The sequence below is a fragment of the Sphingobium xanthum genome (genome assembly GCF_019737615.1).
Taxonomy (GTDB): domain Bacteria; phylum Pseudomonadota; class Alphaproteobacteria; order Sphingomonadales; family Sphingomonadaceae; genus Sphingobium; species Sphingobium xanthum.
On record NZ_JAHKKS010000002.1, the window covers coordinates 569237 to 587318 of the forward strand.

The 18082-nt window shown below is 63.7% G+C and carries 16 protein-coding genes; 7 read left to right on the forward strand and 9 right to left on the reverse strand.

Annotated elements, in window-relative coordinates:
• Positions 1 to 30: 30 nt before the first annotated feature.
• The 4 genes from KM135_RS05790 to KM135_RS05805 form a co-directional block, all read right to left on the reverse strand.
• Positions 31 to 588 carry a peptidase S14 gene (locus KM135_RS05790; protein ID WP_221713007.1) on the reverse strand — a complete coding sequence of 186 codons (558 nt, stop codon included), beginning with the start codon at positions 586 to 588 and terminating at the stop codon, positions 31 to 33.
• Between the two features lie 79 nt (positions 589 to 667).
• Complete coding sequence (locus KM135_RS05795) at positions 668 to 1210, reverse strand: sigma-70 family RNA polymerase sigma factor (protein WP_221713008.1); 543 nt, start codon at positions 1208 to 1210, stop codon at positions 668 to 670.
• Positions 1211 to 1241: 31 nt separating this feature from the next.
• Positions 1242 to 1415 (reverse strand): NepR family anti-sigma factor, encoded by a 174-nt coding sequence (locus KM135_RS05800; protein ID WP_221713009.1) that lies wholly within the window; start codon positions 1413 to 1415, stop codon positions 1242 to 1244.
• 127 nt (positions 1416 to 1542) lie between these two features.
• Positions 1543 to 2046 (reverse strand): Dps family protein, encoded by a 504-nt coding sequence (locus KM135_RS05805; protein WP_221713010.1) that lies wholly within the window; start codon positions 2044 to 2046, stop codon positions 1543 to 1545.
• 76 nt (positions 2047 to 2122) lie between these two features.
• Between KM135_RS05805 and KM135_RS05810 the strand changes: the two genes are divergently transcribed.
• Positions 2123 to 3793, forward strand: coding sequence for a CHASE domain-containing protein (locus tag KM135_RS05810; RefSeq protein WP_221713011.1), 1671 nt, complete (start codon positions 2123 to 2125; stop codon positions 3791 to 3793).
• 82 nt (positions 3794 to 3875) lie between these two features.
• On the opposite strand, the gene KM135_RS05815 is transcribed toward KM135_RS05810, so the two are convergent.
• Positions 3876 to 4670 carry a response regulator gene (locus tag KM135_RS05815; protein WP_221713012.1) on the reverse strand — a complete coding sequence of 265 codons (795 nt, stop codon included), beginning with the start codon at positions 4668 to 4670 and terminating at the stop codon, positions 3876 to 3878.
• A gap of 196 nt (positions 4671 to 4866) precedes the next feature.
• Between KM135_RS05815 and KM135_RS05820 the strand changes: the two genes are divergently transcribed.
• The 3 genes from KM135_RS05820 to KM135_RS05830 all read left to right on the forward strand — a co-directional run bounded on the left by KM135_RS05820 (position 4867) and on the right by KM135_RS05830 (position 7260).
• Positions 4867 to 5418 (forward strand): hypothetical protein, encoded by a 552-nt coding sequence (locus KM135_RS05820; protein ID WP_221713013.1) that lies wholly within the window; start codon positions 4867 to 4869, stop codon positions 5416 to 5418.
• A gap of 635 nt (positions 5419 to 6053) precedes the next feature.
• Entirely contained in the window at positions 6054 to 6635 is a 582-nt protein-coding gene (locus KM135_RS05825; RefSeq protein WP_221713014.1) for an SOS response-associated peptidase family protein, read from the forward strand.
• 91 nt (positions 6636 to 6726) lie between these two features.
• Positions 6727 to 7260: a hypothetical protein gene (locus KM135_RS05830; protein WP_221713015.1), complete on the forward strand. Its 534-nt coding sequence runs from the start codon at positions 6727 to 6729 to the stop codon at positions 7258 to 7260.
• Between the two features lie 7 nt (positions 7261 to 7267).
• Here the strand turns inward: KM135_RS05830 and KM135_RS05835 are convergent, their stop codons facing one another.
• The 4 genes from KM135_RS05835 to KM135_RS05850 all read right to left on the reverse strand — a co-directional run bounded on the left by KM135_RS05835 (position 7268) and on the right by KM135_RS05850 (position 14839).
• On the reverse strand, positions 7268 to 9430 hold the full coding sequence (locus KM135_RS05835; protein WP_221713016.1) for a CHASE2 domain-containing protein: 2163 nt from the start codon (positions 9428 to 9430) through the stop codon (positions 7268 to 7270).
• A gap of 3 nt (positions 9431 to 9433) precedes the next feature.
• Positions 9434 to 10756 (reverse strand): FecR family protein, encoded by a 1323-nt coding sequence (locus KM135_RS05840; protein ID WP_221713017.1) that lies wholly within the window; start codon positions 10754 to 10756, stop codon positions 9434 to 9436.
• Between the two features lie 32 nt (positions 10757 to 10788).
• Positions 10789 to 11472: a response regulator transcription factor gene (locus KM135_RS05845; RefSeq protein ID WP_221713018.1), complete on the reverse strand. Its 684-nt coding sequence runs from the start codon at positions 11470 to 11472 to the stop codon at positions 10789 to 10791.
• 241 nt (positions 11473 to 11713) lie between these two features.
• Positions 11714 to 14839 carry a TonB-dependent receptor domain-containing protein gene (locus KM135_RS05850; RefSeq protein ID WP_221713019.1) on the reverse strand — a complete coding sequence of 1042 codons (3126 nt, stop codon included), beginning with the start codon at positions 14837 to 14839 and terminating at the stop codon, positions 11714 to 11716.
• 393 nt (positions 14840 to 15232) lie between these two features.
• On the opposite strand from KM135_RS05850, the gene KM135_RS05855 reads away from it, so the two are divergent.
• From KM135_RS05855 to KM135_RS05865, 3 genes are all read left to right on the forward strand, one after another.
• Positions 15233 to 16429, forward strand: a complete 1197-nt coding sequence (locus tag KM135_RS05855; protein ID WP_221713020.1) for a hypothetical protein — start codon at positions 15233 to 15235, stop codon at positions 16427 to 16429.
• 53 nt (positions 16430 to 16482) lie between these two features.
• Positions 16483 to 17694 (forward strand): methionine adenosyltransferase, encoded by a 1212-nt coding sequence (gene metK / locus KM135_RS05860; RefSeq protein ID WP_221713021.1) that lies wholly within the window; start codon positions 16483 to 16485, stop codon positions 17692 to 17694.
• A 57-nt stretch (positions 17695 to 17751) separates the two neighbouring features.
• The coding region (locus tag KM135_RS05865) for an adenosylhomocysteinase (protein ID WP_221713022.1) at positions 17752 to 18082 on the forward strand (331 nt) is incomplete at its 3' end.

An 18082-nucleotide genomic window follows, 5' to 3' on the forward strand; every position in this document is an offset into this window, starting at 1 on the left:
GGGCCGTGCCCGGGTTGCAATCGGCCCCGGTCAGATGACGTCAAGGACCAGCCCGAGACGCTTGGCTTCCTCCGCCTCGATGTACCAGTTATGCGGGGCGCGGGCCTGCACATCCTCGATCGGAATGTCCGACTGGATGACGAGATTGGCGAACCCTTCCTCCTCGATCCGGACCGATTCCTCCAGCTCATGGAGCGTCGCGCGAAGATGATCGATGCAGGCGCGAAGCGGCCCGGCGAGCTGGATCGTCTTGTGCATCTGGCGCTCGTGGATCAAGATGCGGGTGCCATGCGTGAGGAAGCGGTTTTCGCGGCGGAAATAGCTCATGAAGGTGGCGCCGGCCGAATAGACGGCTACTTTGCCGAGAAACAGCGCATTGAACCCGGTCTGCTCGCCGAACAGCCGGATATCCTCGCCCATGACTCGCGCCACTTCCGGATCACCGCCGAGCGTGGTCAATGCCACGACCAGATCATCGGCCGGCGGATTGTTCATGATCGACCGGAAACTGTTGTACATGCCGAGGTCGATGGGGCCATTGAGGCGAATATGGGGGTTCGCCAGCTTGGGATACTGAAGCAAGGGCACGGGAAATCCTGTCTGCAAATTCTACGGCTGCCCCAATATGCGCGGCGGCCCGCGCGGTTCCGGCGGCTCGTGCAGATCCCTATTGATTGGCGACGCGATCGAGCTCGTCGAGCATCTCGGTATGGGAGACGGACCGGGGCTTGGCCTTGAAGCCGCCGGCTTGCGTTTCCGCGCCCAGCATGTCCTCCAGGCTGCGCCGCGCACGCGCCACGCGGCTCTTCATCGTGCCAACGGCACAATGCGCGATGTCCGCCGCTTCCTCATAGCTGAAGCCGCCGGCGCCGACGAGAAGCAGCGCTTCGCGCCGCTCCGGCGACAGCCGCATCATCGCGTTGCGCAGATCGCCCATGTGGAGGCCATCCTCCTGACCGGCGGGCTGGCTCAGCAGCGTCTCGGCCAGATCGGGATCATAGTCGCCACGGAAGCGATTGCGCCGCGCATCGCTCAGATAGACGTTGCGCAGGATGACGAAGGTCCAGCTGCGCATGCTCGTGCCCGGCTGGAAGGATTCCCGCGCGGCCCAGGCCTTCAGCATGGCTTCCTGCACGAGATCGTCGGCATAGTCCGGGCGGCCGCAAAGGCCCCGGGCAAAAGCGCGAAGATGTGGGAGGACCCGGGTCATTTCTGCCCGAAAGTCGAAATTTTCCGGGCTGTTAGCTGTTGTCACCAGATTGATCCAGCTTCTTCAGGAGGTCAACGAAATCGTCGGGCAGTTGCTCATCGACCACTTCGTCATACAGGCGCCTGAGACCCTCCGCCCACACGGGCTTGGCGCGCGATTTGCGCGTTGCCGTCCTGGTGCCGGGGTTATCCGCTTTGCTGGACATACCCCTATCTGCCCCGTCCTGCTTCACTATGTCGAGATGAGAATCCACGGCTCGTCCACACGCCTCCTCGATCAACCGGGCAAAGCGCGCGTGATGCGCCTGCCCCTACCCCCAACGCCAGCTCCACTCAGGAGGCCACGGCGCGCAGCATCCACACATTCTCTTCATGCTTGCCGACCCGTGCCGTCAGCATGTCCGCGGTGAAGACATCGTCTGCCTCGTCCGCCACGGCGACGGCCTTGCGCAACCTGCGCGCAACCGCCTCATTGTCCTTGATCAATGCCTTGATCATGTCGGCAGCCGACGCGATCGTCGTCTTGCTCTCGACGATACTGCGCTCGGCGTAATCGCCGAAGGCAGCCGGCGCCAAATGACCGAGCGCACGCATGCGCTCCGCGAGCGCATCGATTGCGGCAGCCAGATCCTCATATTGCGCCTCGGTCAGCTTGTGCAGGCCGAAGAAGCTGGGACCCACGATGTTCCAGTGAACGCCCAGGGTCTTGAGATAGAGGGAGAAGCTGTCAGCGAGCGCATCGCCGAGCGCCTTGGCGGTCGCTTCACTGCCCTTGGAACCAATCCCGGTATTGACGGTCGTCTCTTCTGGCTTTGCTTGCAGGGCGGCATTCGCCATTGAAACGCTCCTTGTGTCGGTTTGGCCACGGTTATGCTTGCTGGAACGAACCGAACCGCAAAGAGTTCCAATCGAGGTGTCTGTGTTTGGCGGGGCGATGAAGAGCTGGAAACCCGGTGAGTGGGTGAAGGGGCGTTTGGACCGTTGGTTGCGGGATTATCCGCGCGCGACGCCCATCGGCATCTTCCTTTTCGTCCTGACGCTCGTCGGCGCCAGCGCCTGGTCGGTCGAACTCGCCGGTGAGCGCACGAGCCGATCCGACGCCAAGATCCAGGCGAGCGAGATCGCCGGCGCCATCGAGCGGCAGGCGGCATCCAATGGCGCCTATCTCGAGGCGACAAGCGCGCTGTTCATGAGCTTGCACAACGTGTCGCCGGATTTCTTCCGACAGTTCATCGATCGATTGCGGGTCGCCTACGATCTGACGGGTGTCGTCGGCATCGGCTGGTCCGAAATCGTCCCCGCAAATGCGGTGACCGCGCTCGAAGCACGCATGCGGGCGGCGGGTCATCCGGATTTCCGGATTCATCCAGAACACAAAGGCGCCGCGGGCGAGCGGCATGTCATCACGATGCTGGAGCCGGAAAACGCGCCCAATGCGAAGACATTGGGCTTCGATATGCATTCCGAAGCGCGGCGGGCCGCCGCGATGGACAAGGCGCGGCGCACCGGCCGCATCGCCGCCAGCGACACAGTCACCCTGGTTCAGGACTCAGGCGGCCCCAATTCGCCGGGTTTCCTTGTCTACGCGCCGGTGAACACCTTTGGACGCGGCGTGTTCAAGGGCTATGTCTATAGCCCGATCCGCACGCGCGACTTCATCCTGGCGGCCGCGAAGACGCGACTGCCGACCACCGGTCGCATCGACATCGTCGACCTGAACGCGAAGGGTCGCGAACCCATCTTCTCCCTGGACAACAAGACCGGGGCGCTCGCCACGCCGGTGGAACAGAGCCTGTCCGTCTTCGACCAGCAATGGGTGCTGCTCTATTATCCGCCGTCCGACAAAAGCCTCTCCCCCCTCACGTTGACCGTGCTGGTCGGTGGCGTCGCATTCTCGTTGCTGCTGCTCGCCTATATCCTGCTGGCCCAGCGCCGGAACGAGGATCTGCAGACATTGGTCGCAGCCCAGGCGGAGCGCGAAGCCGAGCGCGCCAGCTTCGTGCGCGAACTCAACCATCGCGTGAAGAACTCGCTGTCCAACGTCACCTCCATCATTTCGCTGACGCGCCGCAACACGACCGATCTCGACAGCTTCACCAGCAGCCTGCTCGAGCGCGTCCGCGCACTGGCCGCAAGCCATTCGCTGCTCGATGGCGCACAATGGGGGCCGACCGACCTCAAGGCGCTCGTCGAGACACAAGTGAGCTCACACGACAATGCGGATGGCCGCATCCGCATGAACGGCCAGCATGTGCTCATCTCGCCCAACGATGCACTTTCGATCGGCCTGGCGCTGCACGAACTGCTGACCAACGCGGCCCGCTATGGCGCGCTGTCGAGCAACGAGGGCCAGGTCAGCATCGATTGGCATGTCGATGGCGAAGCCGTCTCCGTGCTGTGGGAAGAGCATGGCGGACCGCCGGTCACCGAGCCAGCCAAGCGCGGCTTCGGCCTCAACCTGATCGAGCGCGCGCTCGCGCAGGAACTGGGCAGCCCGATCGTCATCGACTTCCTGCCCGGCGGCTTGCGCTGCAAATTCGCCGTTCCGTTGCGGACGCCCAAGTCGTTCCGGCTGCGGCGTTAATCCGGCTCGCCCCGGTCTTCCACATGACAGAAGCGCCCCTGCCCTGCGGTCGGAGCGCTTTTCAACTGTCCTGGCCGATCGTTCAGCGCAGCGGCGCGGTCGATCCGAAGAAGGTGACCTGACCGATTGTCGCGCGAACGAAATCGTCGCTGAACGGCTTGGTAATCAGATAGGTCGGCTCGGGCCGCTCGCCGGTGAGCAGCCGCTCCGGGAAGGCCGTGATGAAAATCACCGGGACGGAGAATTTGGCGAGGATCTCGTTCACCGCGTCGATACCGGAGCTGCCGTCGGCCAGCTGGATATCGGCCAGGACGAGACTCGGGCGATGCTCGTCGAACAGCGCGACCGCCTGGGCGTGGGTGGTCGCGGTGCCGACAACATCATGGCCGAGCGAAGTCACGATCTCCTCGATCTGCAACGCGATGAGGGGTTCGTCCTCGATGATCAGCACGTCCGATCGGCTTCCTGCCTCGATCTCGCCGAGCGCACCCTCGATGAGCGGCTGCACCTCTTCCTCGTCGCAATCCAGGATCTCGGCGATCTCGGCCGGGGAAAAATCCTCGACCGCGCTGAGCAGCAGGGCTTGCCGTTCGAGCGGCGTGGTCAGTTCGAGCCGGCTGGACACGGTCGCGGCTTCATCGGAACCTGCCGCGCCAGTCATCGCCAGCTCGGCTCCGGTGGTAGCATAGATTTTCGTGAATGCAGCGAACAGTCCGACGCGCGAACCTGAAATCATATCGCGAAGATCGCCGTCGGCAATGGCCGCCTCCAGCAACTCGCGCACGAGATTGTCTCCCAGCGATTGCGAGCCTGTGAGGATGCGGGCGTAGCGACGCAGATAAGGAAGCTGCCTGGCGATCAGATCCGAAAGTGCCATCTCATAGGGCTCCAATTTCCCAAAGCGTTATGCGCGCTTTCCGCGCGGCTTGACAGGGCGAACAGGCTCACCCGGAACACCTGATTTTAGGAGTTCCCGTCCATTCTGGACAACCATTTTATTTTTCCGTTTTGCGGGAACCAAGTCGAATAACGGGCGTTTTTCGAGCGATACTGGCATTCAACCTGCCCCCGAAATGCCAGTTTCGACCCTGGCCGGTTCCCGACCCTCCTCACCCCCCAAAACAATCGGGAACCGGCCAATTTCCTCTCTCGATCAGAGCTCGCGCAAGGCGCCGGAACCAATCGGTTTCTGCGCCGTTTTCATTCCATCGAATTTCAACCTGACATCCAGGGAGACCGACATGCGAGCCCAGACGGCCCGGACCACAATTCAGCATCGTGGCCGCGAGGCGATCGATGCAGGTCGCGACGCGCTGGTCGTGCTGCGCGGCAGAACCAGGAAATTCGCTGCCGCAAATCTTCCCAAGGCAGCCTCGGCAGCCGAAAGCGCCGGCGAAACGCTTGCCGACTTCGCCTTGTCGAGTTCGCGATCGCTGGCGAAGTCGATGCGGAGTCGCGGCAAAGCGTTGGGCGGTGGCACCGCGCTCCTGCAGGCCGCCCCCCTGTTACGCACCGCCGGACGGTTCGCGCTCCGCAATCCGGCGCTGATCGCGCTGGCTGGCGCAGGCGTAGCGATCCTCGGCTATGCGGCCTGGCGCAGACAGCGCGACGCGCAATCCGCCTGACCCACAACGGGACATCCTCTCTTCCGCGACGAATTCGCTGAACAGTGTCGGGAACGATCCATCAACTGGCTCATTTCTCGCGCAGCGATTTGGCATCATCGGGCTAATTCGATGCTGCTGGCCCGATGGTGCCAAATCCTGCAAATTGTTTAAATACAATGTTTTGATAGCGACAGCTCATTTCGATGCTGAGCCGAAGCAGTCGCGCCCGCGTCGCTATTGATTGCTCAACAAGATTTTACATGATTCTCGCGACGAACTGGCCTAAACGTAAGGCTGTTCGATAAGCGGTGTGCTCAAGTCAACGGAGCACGGGGGTCGCATATGGCAAGGCAAGCTGCTTCTGTGCATCATGCACAGACGGCACAGACATGGTTTCCGTCCGCTTCGCGCCGACGTGATCTCTTCGGCAAGGCTTGATGGCTTTGCTTCGCCAGGATCCTGAAACTATCGAGTCTCCGCGACAACCCGCATCGCTGGCGGACCGGCTTGTCAAACGCTTCCTCGTTCGAGAAGAGACCTCGCCAACCGTAACAGGGGCCTCCGCCTTCCCGCCTCGCCCTACCCAATTGGCACTTCCCCTCAACAGCCGGAGCGATGCCGAGGGAGGAACGCTGCCATCGCTATTTCGGGACATGCGGCGCATCGGGTCGGTACTCGGCTATGAGCAAGCCAGCCTGGACCAGGTCGTGCCGGACACGACGATGCCTTCGGATGCGCCGCAGGATCGCCTCATGCGCCCCGGCAATCTCGGCCTGATCCTGCATGAAGGTGCGAATGGCACGCTGGCTTTCGACTGGATGCACTGGAGCCAGGCCGAGAAGGCTGATCCCGCCGATGACCGGTCGCCGCTGCGTCCTACGCTCGCCTTGTCAGACCTCGCCAAAGGCGGCCGCACTGCCCGCAAGTTGGCGAAGCGGCGCTGCGTCGTGCCGCTCGTGCGTTATTCCATCCCGGTGCGTGACGGTGACGTCTGGTCCCATCGTTGGATCACGCCGGCATCCGGCCAGATGGTCTGTGCAGCCGGCATCTGGCTGGCCGATCGCAGCGAATCCCCCCGGTTCGCGCTCATTACCGGCGATGGCGGTCGCAGCGCCGAGTCAGAGGTCGCTGCCGGGCCGCTCCTGCTTGCCGAAACCGACCTGCTGACCTGGCTTCGTGCGCCGCTCAAGGATGCGTTGTCAGGCCTCGGCCGACACTGTTCGCACAGTTCCTAGCAGCGAAACCCGTGCGCGCACGGTCTGGACGTGATCGATCCGGCATGGAAAGAAGCGCGACGTCCATTTGCCGGCATGTGAGAAGAGCGCAGTGACGACATGCAATGCCTTCGCCGTCTCGCTAGGCCTCGCCGCGCTGCTGGGCGGCTGCACGAGCCATGTCCGCCTGAATTCCGGCGCGACCGGTCCCGCCATGCCCGCGAATGCGACGATTTCCTTCATCGGCACGCATCAGGTGGACGGACAACTGGCACGTCAGGCACAGGCCAGCGTGGCCGACGCGCTCGAGAAGCGGGGCCACATGATCGGCCCCGATGCAGCTATGCGGATCGAAGTGGGCCTGACCGATCGGCCGGCGATCACGGGTGTCTCCGTCATCGATGGAGCGGTGCTGTCACCTCCAAAGGGCAAGGCTTTCCTGCAATCATGCCGCGATCGGACCTATCGCCTCGTCCTCACTTATTATGGCGTGGGCGACACGGTCCCCATCACCCGGGCCTGGGCCGAGGAGCGTCATTGCAAGGGCACGATTGACGGCAGCATTCGCAGTCTCGCCGACAGGGCCGTCGCTGCGCTTGCGATGGGTTCCTCGACCGCCACGAGCCGGCGACGCGCGGTCGAATAAGGCGCGCTCAGTCCTCTTCGGCCAGCGGCAGCGTCATGGAAAAGGTCGCGCCATAACCCGGCTCGTAGCGATAGGCCGCCTCGCCCCCATGACGCATCGCCGTCGCCTGCACGAAGGCAAGGCCAAGGCCGATGCTGGCACGGCCACCGACATCCCGACCTTCGGCATAAAGCGCGAAGGGACGTTCGGCGCGGCCCGGCGGCATTTCCGGCCCCGGCCCCGAAACGCTCAGTCGCGCGCGTTCGCCCTCGATCCTGACGGTCATATCGACCAGCGCCCCTTCCGGCGCGAACTTGACCGCATTGTCGAGGAGATTGACGCTCGCGCGGAGCAGCATGGCATGATCGCCCATCACCCAGATCTCGCCGTCGCCGCAGCCATCCTCGATGCGAACCGACCGTTCGACAGCACGCGGCCAGACCATATCCGCCGCTTCCCGCGCGATATCGCAAAGGTCCACCGCTTCCGGCGCGATCGGCCGGCGGCGGGCGCGCGCAAGCTGAACGAAGTCATCCGCGAGGCGCAGGCCGTGGCGTGCATGCGAACGGATGCGGTCGATCACCGATGAAGGGACGATCGAGCCGCCCGACGCTGTCCTCTGCGTTTCCAGCAAGGTCAGGATCGATGCATGCGGAGAGCGCAGATCGTGCGTGAGGAACTGCAGGACTTCCTCGCGCTCGTCGGTCGCGCGCTGAAGGTCCGTCATGTCCGCGAAGCGCACGATGCGGCCGCCGCCCGAAAGCGGCGCATCGGTCATGATGAGCGTGAGGCCGCCGGGGCAACTGATGCGATTGCCGTCGAGCGTCGCGCCGGTGCAAATCCGAGCGAGAAACACATCGAGAGGGTGCCCCTGCGCATCCCCGCCGAACAACTGGTCCGCCGCCTGATTGGCGAGCATGATCGTCTCGCTCTCGTCGGTGACCAGGGTGGCATCGGGCAACCGTTCGATCACATCGGCCGTGAACAGCCGCAGCGTGCGAAGCTGGGCGATAATGCCCTGCAGCTGCCTCGCCTCATGCGCGATGCGGTCGGTCATCGGGCCGCGTTGCAAGGTCTGCGGTGCAATGCCGGGATCGGCCTCCAGCATCGCGGCTTGGCGGCCGATGAACTGGCTCGTCGCCGCAAGCCGCCGCCAACCCCAGAGAATATGCACGAGCAGGATGCCGAGGAGGGCGGCACCGGGCGGAACCCAGATGCCGGCAAGCGGTATCAGCGCCATGCTGACCGCTATGAGGGCCACAGGCACGATCAGGGACAGGCGCAGATTGACGGCTGGCCGGAAGCGCAGGAACGCGACCATCATCAGCCAGACCGGCAGGAGCGACAGAGCCACCAGCAACAGCTGCGGCACCTGCACGATCGTGCGGCCGCCGAGCAGTGCATTCAGCAAATTAGCCTGGATCTGCACGCCGGAAAGAAGCCCGCCGGCGGAACTCGGGACCGTATAGATGTCGCCCATCCCGCCCGCAGTCGAGCCGACCAGCACGATCTTGTCGCGGAAGATGGCAGGCGGCACTTCGCCTTTCAGTACCTGGGCGAAGGGGACGCGGCGAAAGGCGTCTGCGGGAAGCAGCGGCAAGAGGAACGGCTGCTGCTTGGGCAGCACCAGACCCGGTTGCGCGCGGCGCGCCAGCATCGTCACCATCTGCGGAATCTCGCGCCCGCCGACCATGATCTGCGTATCGGCCTGCCGGACGCCGTCATGCGCATCCAGGATCACTTCAGCCACACCCACCTGCGCAACAGCGGCCAGGCCCGGCGCGGGCAGCGAGACCGTCTCGGCGCCGGCAATTTCCCGCTGCACGAGTGCCGGTAGATAGACATTGCCTGCCTGCCGCATGGCCATGGCGAGCGCGGTATCGTCGGGAGACGGCTCAAGGAACAACACATCGTAGCCGATGGCGAGCGGCCTTGCCTCGGCGAGCCGTCGCAACAGTGCGGCATGGCGTGCCCGCGGCCAAGGCCAGCGCCCGATCTCGCTCAGGCTGGCGTCATCGATCTCGACGATGAGAATGCGCTCGTCCGCGGGGCGCGCGGCCCAGCGCTGGGCCAGGTCGTAGAGCCGGTTGTCGGCGGCCTGCGTCCACGCCCCAACGGCCGCGAAGCCAACCAGCAGGCTCGCAGCGAGCAGGACGAGCAACCACTCCAGCGCAAGACGGCGATAGAGCAACGCCTATTTCCCCCGGCGGGATGCGGGCTTTTCCTCCGGCGCGACGATCAGCTTCTCGAACGGAAGCCACTTCTCGGTCATCTCGCCGTCCAGAAACTGACGCACGCCGACGCGCCAATAGTAAGTGCCATATTCAAGATTGCGCAGCTCCAGCCCTTCCGGCCCGAGGCCGCCTTCATCGATGACCGGCAGATCGGTCTGGTCCTCGCCGGTCATCTGGAAGCGGTAGACGCGCTGGCCCTCGCCCGCCCCGCTCCAGCGAAAGCGCATCGACGCCAGTGTCCCGACTGCCGTGGCGGCCAGCCCGGTCAGCCGCCGCTTCATCGCGTACGTCTGATAGAGACCTTCAAGGCCCGACTGCGAAATAGCCGTCGCGCGGACGAACCAGTTGCCATTGGGCAGATCGGCGAAGCGCGCGGCTGGCTGCTGGACGACCTGCTCGGCCACCACATCGACGAAGCCGGCATCCTTGCCGATCTGGACATGATAGGCTGAGGCGGCCGGGCTGGCGGCAAGCTGGAGCTCGACCATCGGGTCGATCTGCACCTTGCCCGGCTCGATCAGCTCGACCGGCGGCAACAGCGCTTCCTCGGTGATCGCGCCGTCGCGGGCGATGCGGGCGCCAAAGCCCTGTTCCACGGTCTCGCCGGGCACATTGCCGGCACCGACCGCGACGACACCTTCCAACACCTCGGCGCTGGTCTGCTCATCGGCGAAACCGACACGGAAGCGCGTGCCGCGCACCGCCGAGACGGCGCGCTGCGTGCGGATCCTGAATTGCCCCCTGCCGCCGACCGGCATCGCTTCGGTCTCGACCTTGCCGCTGCCGACCTCCAGATCATAATCGATCGTGTCACCGAGCAGGAAACGACGAAGCTGGCGGATGGTGACCCGGCTGCGCGTGGGCAGGGTCGTGCGCGATCCGTTGGGCAGCTCGATCGTGAGGAAGCCGGTATCGCCTGTCGCCAGCGTCGAGCCGATCGCGACCTGCATGCCGATAGCTACGGGCAAATCGCGCCCGCCGCTGGTGATCTGAACATTGCCGCGTGCCGCGATCAGCCGCGCGTCGAGCGTTTCGGTCCGCAGCAGCGACACCGGCACTGTCAGCACCTTGCCGACCGGGATACGGCGTGGATTGGCGATACGGTTGAGCCGCTGAACGGCGCGATAGTCGCCGCGCCGCAGCAGGAAGCGGTTGGCAAGGCCGTATAGCGTGTCGCCCCTGGCCATGGTGTAGCGGATCGTCTCGCCCTGCGGAGCCTTTGAGCGTCCGGGCTGGGCCTGCGCGTCCGTCGCGGCCAGGGTCATCCACGCAAGCGCAGCCATCGCGATCAACCGCGAGGGACGCTCAAACCGCATCAAAAGCTTTCGAGCCGATAGCCGTAACCGAACACCGTCTGCAGGCGATAGCCATTGTCCGAGCGCAGATTGAGCTTCGAGCGGATGCGCGAGACATGCATGTCGAGGGTGCGTGTCGAAAGCTCCGCGACCGATTTCCACACCGTCTCCATCAGATAGCGCCGCGACAGCGGCTTGTGCTGATTGGCGAAGAACAGCCGGGCAAGCGCGAACTCCTTCGACGTGACCACGATGGGCTCGCCGTTCAGAGTAACGCTTTCGTCGAGCCGGTCAAAGACATAGGGGCCATAGGTCTCAATGCGGTTGTCGATCGGCTGCGCGCTGGTCCGGCGCAGCAGCGCCTCCACCCGCGCCGCGATCACCACCGCGGATTCCGGCTTCACGATGAAGTCGTCCGCGCCGGCATTGAGCGCGGCCGCCACATCGTCCTTATCCGATCGACTGGTGAGCATGATGACCGGCGGGCTTTTGGGCAGATTGGCCCGCGCCCAGGCAACGATGTCCATGCCCGAGAGGTCGGGCATGTTCCAGTCGAGGATCAGAAGATCATAGGTATCGCGCTGCAAGGCCAGCGGCACGTCACGGCTGCGATGAAAGGTGACGCAGATATGCCCGTTCTGCCTGAGCACCTGCGACACGAACTCGATGGACCCTTCATCGTCGTCAACGATAGCGATGCGCATCCTTGCTCCCCACCCTCTCTCCTTGCCGATCTAGATAGGAAACGATCGGTCGTCATGTTTTGGGGCGCATGGTTACAAACTTTTACACCATGTCAAAGGGCAGGCTGACGCCCTTGCAGGATGTGAAACCCAGTTTGGGACGGTTCATCACCGTCATGAAAGGAGGATGCAGGTCAAAAATGAGGGCGGGCACGCTCGCGGCACCCGCCCTCTCAGTCGGTCGGGGAGAGGTGCAATCCGATCAGAGCGTGACCTTCACGCCGATCACGAAGCGGCGGCCGATCGTATCGAACATCATCGGGTTGGTCTGCATCGCATTGTTGCCGAGCGTGCCCCAATAGGGCGTGATCGGCGGATCGCGATCGAGCAGATTGGTGACGTTGCCGAATATCTCGACATCCTTGCCGCCCAGCTCGAGCTGATAGCCGAGGCGCGTATCGACATAGAACACGCCGGCAACCCGGTTATGGCCAATCTTCACCGTCGTCGGCGGCGCATTTTCCTGAGTGCCCGGCGAAATGTAACGCCCCTGCAGGAAAGCCGAGAAGCCGCCGTTCCGATAAGTCATGTTGCCGGTATATTTGAACTCCGGGAGGGCATAAGCGATGCCGTCCGACTGCTGGATGCCGGTCTGTCCCGCACGATCCTTGGTCTCGCCATTGGGGAAGGCGGCCGTTGGCGCGCCAGTCTCGGAACGCACCAGCAGCCAGCTCGCGAAGCCGCGCATGGCGATGGACTCGTCTCCGCCCAGCAGCCGGACCGGCCGGCGGAAGCTCGCTTCCAGATCGACGCCTTCCACCTTCGACTGATTGATGTTGACGAAGATGTCACCGACCAGAACCAGCGCCCTGGTGTTCGGATCTCGGGTTACCAAGGAGCAGAATTGCTGCTGACCCGCATGGCAGTTGTTGACCACCGCCTGATTGCCGACCTGGCCGATCGCGTCCTTGATCTTGATCTTGTACCAGTCGAGCGAGACAGACAGCCCGTCGATGAACTTGGGCTGGAAGACTGCGCCGGCCGTGATCGTGTCCGCCAGCTCCGGCCGCACGCTCGGATTGCCGCCCGAGAAGCGCGTGACCGTGACGAGCGGCCCCGGATCGTTCGTGCCGGTCGAGAATTGCGGATCGTTGACCGTCGCCGTGCCGCCGGTGATATCGAATCGCTCGGAGAGATTGGCGGCGCGCACGTCGCGCGAATAGGTGCCGCGCAAGCGCAGGCCTCCACCGATGGTCCAGTTGACGCCGCCCTTATAGGCCCAGACCGGTCCGCTGCCGCTATATTCCGCCCAGCGCGCCGCCGCGTTCACCGAGAGATCCTCGAAGAAGGGCGTGTTGGCCAGGATCGGCACCAGCACTTCGCCGAAGGCCTCCTTGACGCTGATGCTGCCGTCGATGTTCGACACCTTGGAAAATTGCGTCGCGACCGTATTCGCGCAGTCGCCCGCAACCGGCAGGCCGCGCAGGCCCGCCGCCGTCGCCGCGGCCGATCCGGCGCACGGCACCGGAAACGCCGTGCGGTTCGGGCCGAGCGTGTGATCGCTGGTCGGATTGCCCGGATCGCGCACGATCTGATGGATCGTCTCCTTGCGATAGGCGCCGCCGAACGCGAGCGTGATCGGCCCCGCACCCCAGCCCTGATGCAGTGTGCCGCTGGCCGACATCTCAAAAATATGCTGCTTCATCCGCATGATGTTCAGCTTGGCTTCCTGCGTCACATAGCTGTCGGTCTCGCCGGTGAAGCCGCCATTGGCGAAGAAGAGCCGTGTGTTGATCGTCTGACCAGGATCATAGCCGATGACCCAATCGACCGCCGCCTTCGAGGCGTTGCCGGCGCCGAACAGATTGAGCGGCTGGCACCCGGCATAGGCATTGCTGAACAGGCTCGTGCGGCAGACGATATTGCCATTGGCATCGCGCACCGCGTCGATCGCCGCATAGATGCGGTCCACGCGCAGGCCGATCTGATAGGCTTCGCGCTTGCTCTCGCCATATTGATAATAGCCGTCGAACTGCCAGCCATCGAGGAAGCCGCCGTCATTGGCGATGGTCCACTCATAGCCGGCCGTGCCCGAGTTCAGCACCGTCTCGTCGTAGATCTTGTAGTTGCCGGCGAGGTCCAGAATGCTGCCCATGCGGCGGAAGGAGAAGGACTGGATATTGTTCGCCGTCATCAGGTCGACCAGCGACTGCGGCAGATAGGCATTGTCGCGGAAGATCGTAAGCCCGGTCGGCGCGCCGGTGATCGCGCCGCGCGGCGTGTTGAAACCGCTGGTCGTCTTTCGCCCGCGGATGAACTGCGCGAACACGGTCAGATTGTCCGCCAGTTCATAGTCCGCATAGGCGAAGAGGCTGCTGCGGTCGAAGTCCGGCTGCAGCGTGTTCACCTCCGCGCCGCCAAGATCGACGCCGCTTCCCCCATTGGCGATCGATTGCCGCGCTCCCGCGCCGGCACCGACATCGCCGGAGAAAATCCCGCTGTCCTGGAATTTCGAGATGGAGCCGTCGCGATTGAACATGATGCCGTAGAGTGGCGAGGTCTTCGATGCCGCGATCAACCCGTCGAATGTCGCGTTGCGGGAGACAACATTGGGATAGATCTGCAGCACGTTGTTCGCGTCGGGAATGGTGCTCCAGGACTGGTACCAGTCGCGGCCCTTATAGTCGTGAATGCCCTGCTGCTCGAAGCGCTCCGCCGAGACGATCAGGTGCCCGCGGTCGCCCAGCTTGACGCCCCAGGTCGCGCTCACCTGATAATTGGTGCCGTCATCGCGCGTCGTTTGCCCATATTGGGCGGAGACTTTGAGGCCCGTGAAATTGGTGTCGAGAATGAAGTTGGTGACGCCCGCTACCGCATCCGTGCCGTAGGCCGCCGAGGCGCCGCCGGTCACGGTCTCGATGTTGCGGATCAGCGCCTCGGGGAAATTGGTGATGTCGACGCCGCCAAAGGCCGTCGCCGAGATCATCCGCCGCCCGTTCAGCAATACCAGCGTCCGATTGGCGCCCAGACCACGCAGATTGAGGCTGCCGGCGCTACCGCTGCTGAAGAAATTGGCTCCGGTCTGCGTGCCATTTCCATAGAATTGCGGCAGTTGGCTCAGACCCTCCGCGAGGGTCGTGGGCGCCATCGACTTGATCTCGCTCGCGGCTACCGCCGTCACGGGCACCGGCGTTTCCATGCCCGTCGCGAGGCGCAGGCGCGAACCGGTAATGACGATCGCCTCTTCCGACTCGACCGCCTCCTGTGGTGCGGCGTCTTCCTGCGCCCCCGCCGAACCTGTGCCGATCATCAGCGCGACGGCGCTTGCGCCGATCGCGAGAACGGCCCGCAATGCGCGTGACAGCCCCTTTTCCGCATCCCCCTTCATGTTCCCTCTCCTGTCTTGCACCTGGCGGTCGGCGCCCTTGTCCAGAACCGTCCCGCCTTCTAATATGAATATGAATATATATTCATATAATCTGCGTCAATGCACAATGACGTGGGCACGGAAACGCCGCCCACTCTGCCCGTGCGTGTCCTGACGCTCGCAAGGCGTCCCGAGTCCCGACTGTCGCGCAAATGTCACCAAGCGGCACAACCGTCCCACAATGAATCTCGTAACATACTGGATCATCGTGATTTATCTCGATGGGCAGATGCCCACTCCGCCCTCGTGGGACCGAATGTGGTTTACCGGTAACGTCAATGGCGGGATTGATTGCAGGGTGAGTTGAGGCTGCCAGACAACGGCGAGCCATCCAGGTGAGGAGTGTCAGGAAGCATGGCTTCGATCGAAGACGTGGTCGCGAAGAAAGTCGCACCAGCCCCTAGCGCAGCGGCATCAGAGGATCCGGAAAAGAACTTCCGTTTCTACGATAATCGTCAGAAATATCTGATGTTCGTGAATACCTGCTCGGAAAAGTGGATCGTCTCCGATCGCGTGCAGAAGGAGCTGTCGCATCTCACGCCGAAGCCGCCGGCCGTGCGCTTCTTCGATGCCGGCATGGGCGACGGCACCGTCCTCGCCCGTGTCCTCCGCTCCATGCATCGCCAGTTCGAGCGCTTCCCCTTCTTCATCGCCGGCAAGGAAATCAGCCTCGAGGACGTGCGCCTCACGCTGGATAAGATGCCGGACCGTTTCCTCGAGCATCCCGAGATGGTGTTCGCTTTCACGAACATCTCCTATGCCGACGCGCCCTGGCTGCAGCCGTCCAATCCGGAAGCCGCCAAGAACATGGTTTGGAAAGAAGTCGCGCTGACGGGCACGACGACGGCCGAGTTCGAGCAGCAGATCCTGGAATTGCAGCCTTTTCTCGCGCAGAACTGGAAGACCAAGGTCAGCGAGAAGACGGGCAGCATGATCCCCGAGACGCCGACCACGGTCATCCTCTACCGCGAGGATTGCAAGTTCATGCTCGATCGCGTCATTCCGCGGAAGAGCGAACCGAAGGCAGACTACGACCTGATCCTCGCCAGCCAGCCCTTCCGCCTGCGCGCGCCGACCAAGTTCAAGGCGGGCCGCGTCCTCGCCCCGCTTGCCAAGGCGCTCGGCGTCGGTGGCCGCCTGCTCGGCATCCACTCGGCCGGCAATGATCCGGGCATCGAGATCGTCCAGAAGATCTGGCCGGGCGAAGACCCGTTCACCGTCTCGCGCCGCGAACTGCTGGATGCGACCAAGGACGCCATGGGCGCCGACGCCTCGAAGTTCCGCTTCGACCCCTTGCCAAATCGCGAAGCGATCTTCCGGTACGAGATGCACACGCTGCCCGACGAGATCGACAGCGAGAGCGCCTCGATCGGCACGTCCACCCTGCTCGCCGCCTGGAATGCCGCGACTTACGTGGCGCAGATCGACGACGAGCGTCTCGCCGAAGCCATGAGCAACAGCAACTATCTCGAAGCGACCCGCAACGTTCTGCGGAAGAACGGTGAGCTGTGGTTCAACGACGAGAGCTACATCATCGAGCGGACCCGCTGAGCCGCGATCCAGAATTTTTCAATTTTTGCAGTCACTAGAGAGGACAAAGCATAATGACGCGTTCGAGCTATCTCTTTACCTCGGAGTCGGTGTCCGAGGGTCATCCCGACAAGGTGTCGGACCAGATCAGCGACGCGATTGTCGATCTGTTTCTGAGCAAGGACCCCGAGGCGCGCATCGGCTGCGAGACGCTGACGACCACGCAGCTCGTCGTGCTGGCCGGCGAGATCCGCTGCAAGGGCGTGTATGAGAATGGCGACTGGGTGCCGGGCGCGCGCGACGAGATCGAGAAGGTCGTGCGGGGCACGGTCAAGGAGATCGGGTACGAGCAGGACGGCTTCCACTGGGAGACGCTGCGCTTCGAGAACAACCTGCACGCGCAGTCGGCGCACATCGCGCAGGGTGTGGACGCGGCCGGCAACAAGGACGAAGGCGCCGGCGACCAGGGCATCATGTTCGGCTTTGCCTGCGACGAGACGCCGGACCTCATGCCCGCGACCCTCTATTACAGCCACAAGATCCTGGAGCGCATGGCCGCCGACCGTCACTCGGGCGCCGCGCCGTTCCTGGAGCCGGACACGAAGAGCCAGGTGACCCTGCGCTTCGACAATGGCGTTCCCGTTGCCGCCACCGCGATCGTGGTCTCGACTCAGCATGCACCGGGCTATGACACGGGCGCCAAGGAAGCCGAGCTGCACGCTTATGTGAAGAAGGTGATCGCCGACGTGATCCCGGCCGCGCTGCTCTCGGCCGAGACGGTCTATCACATCAACCCGACCGGCAGCTTCGAGATCGGTGGCCCGGACGGCGACGCCGGCCTCACCGGCCGCAAGATCATCGTCGACACCTATGGCGGCGCGGCTCCGCACGGCGGCGGCGCGTTCTCGGGCAAGGACCCGACCAAGGTCGACCGTTCGGCTGCCTATATCTCGCGCTACCTCGCCAAGAACATCGTCGCGGCCGGCCTCGCCAAGCGCTGCACGATCCAGCTGGCCTACGCGATCGGCGTCTCCAAGCCGCTCTCGCTCTATGTCGACACGCACGGCACCGGCACGGTGGGCGACGATAAGATCGAAGCCGCGATCGCGAGCATCGAGAAGCTGGGCGACCTCACGCCGCGCGGCATCCGCACCCATCTCGGCCTCAACAAGCCGATCTATAAGAAGACCGCCGCCTACGGCCACTTCGGCCGCACGCCCGAAGGCGACTTCTTCTCCTGGGAGCGCACCGACCTCGTCGATGACCTCAAGGCGGCTCTGAAGTAACTGACCGACATCAGCCCCTTCCCTTCAGGGGAGGGGCTAACCTAGAGGAGACATTCCATGGCTACTTTGGCCAAAGAAGACTATATTGTAGCGGACCTTTCCCTTTCGGCGTTTGGCCGGAAGGAGATTGAGATTGCGGAGACGGAGATGCCGGGTCTGATGGCGCTTCGTGCCGAGTTTGGTGCGTCGAAGCCCTTGAAGGGCGCGCGGATCACGGGCGCGCTGCACATGACCATTCAGACCGCGGTGCTGATCGAGACGCTGGCGGTGCTGGGCGCAGAGATCCGCTGGGCCTCGTGCAACATCTTCTCCACGCAGGACCATGCGGCAGCGGCGATCGCGGCGGCGGGCATTCCGGTATTCGCGGTCAAGGGCGAGACGCTCGAGG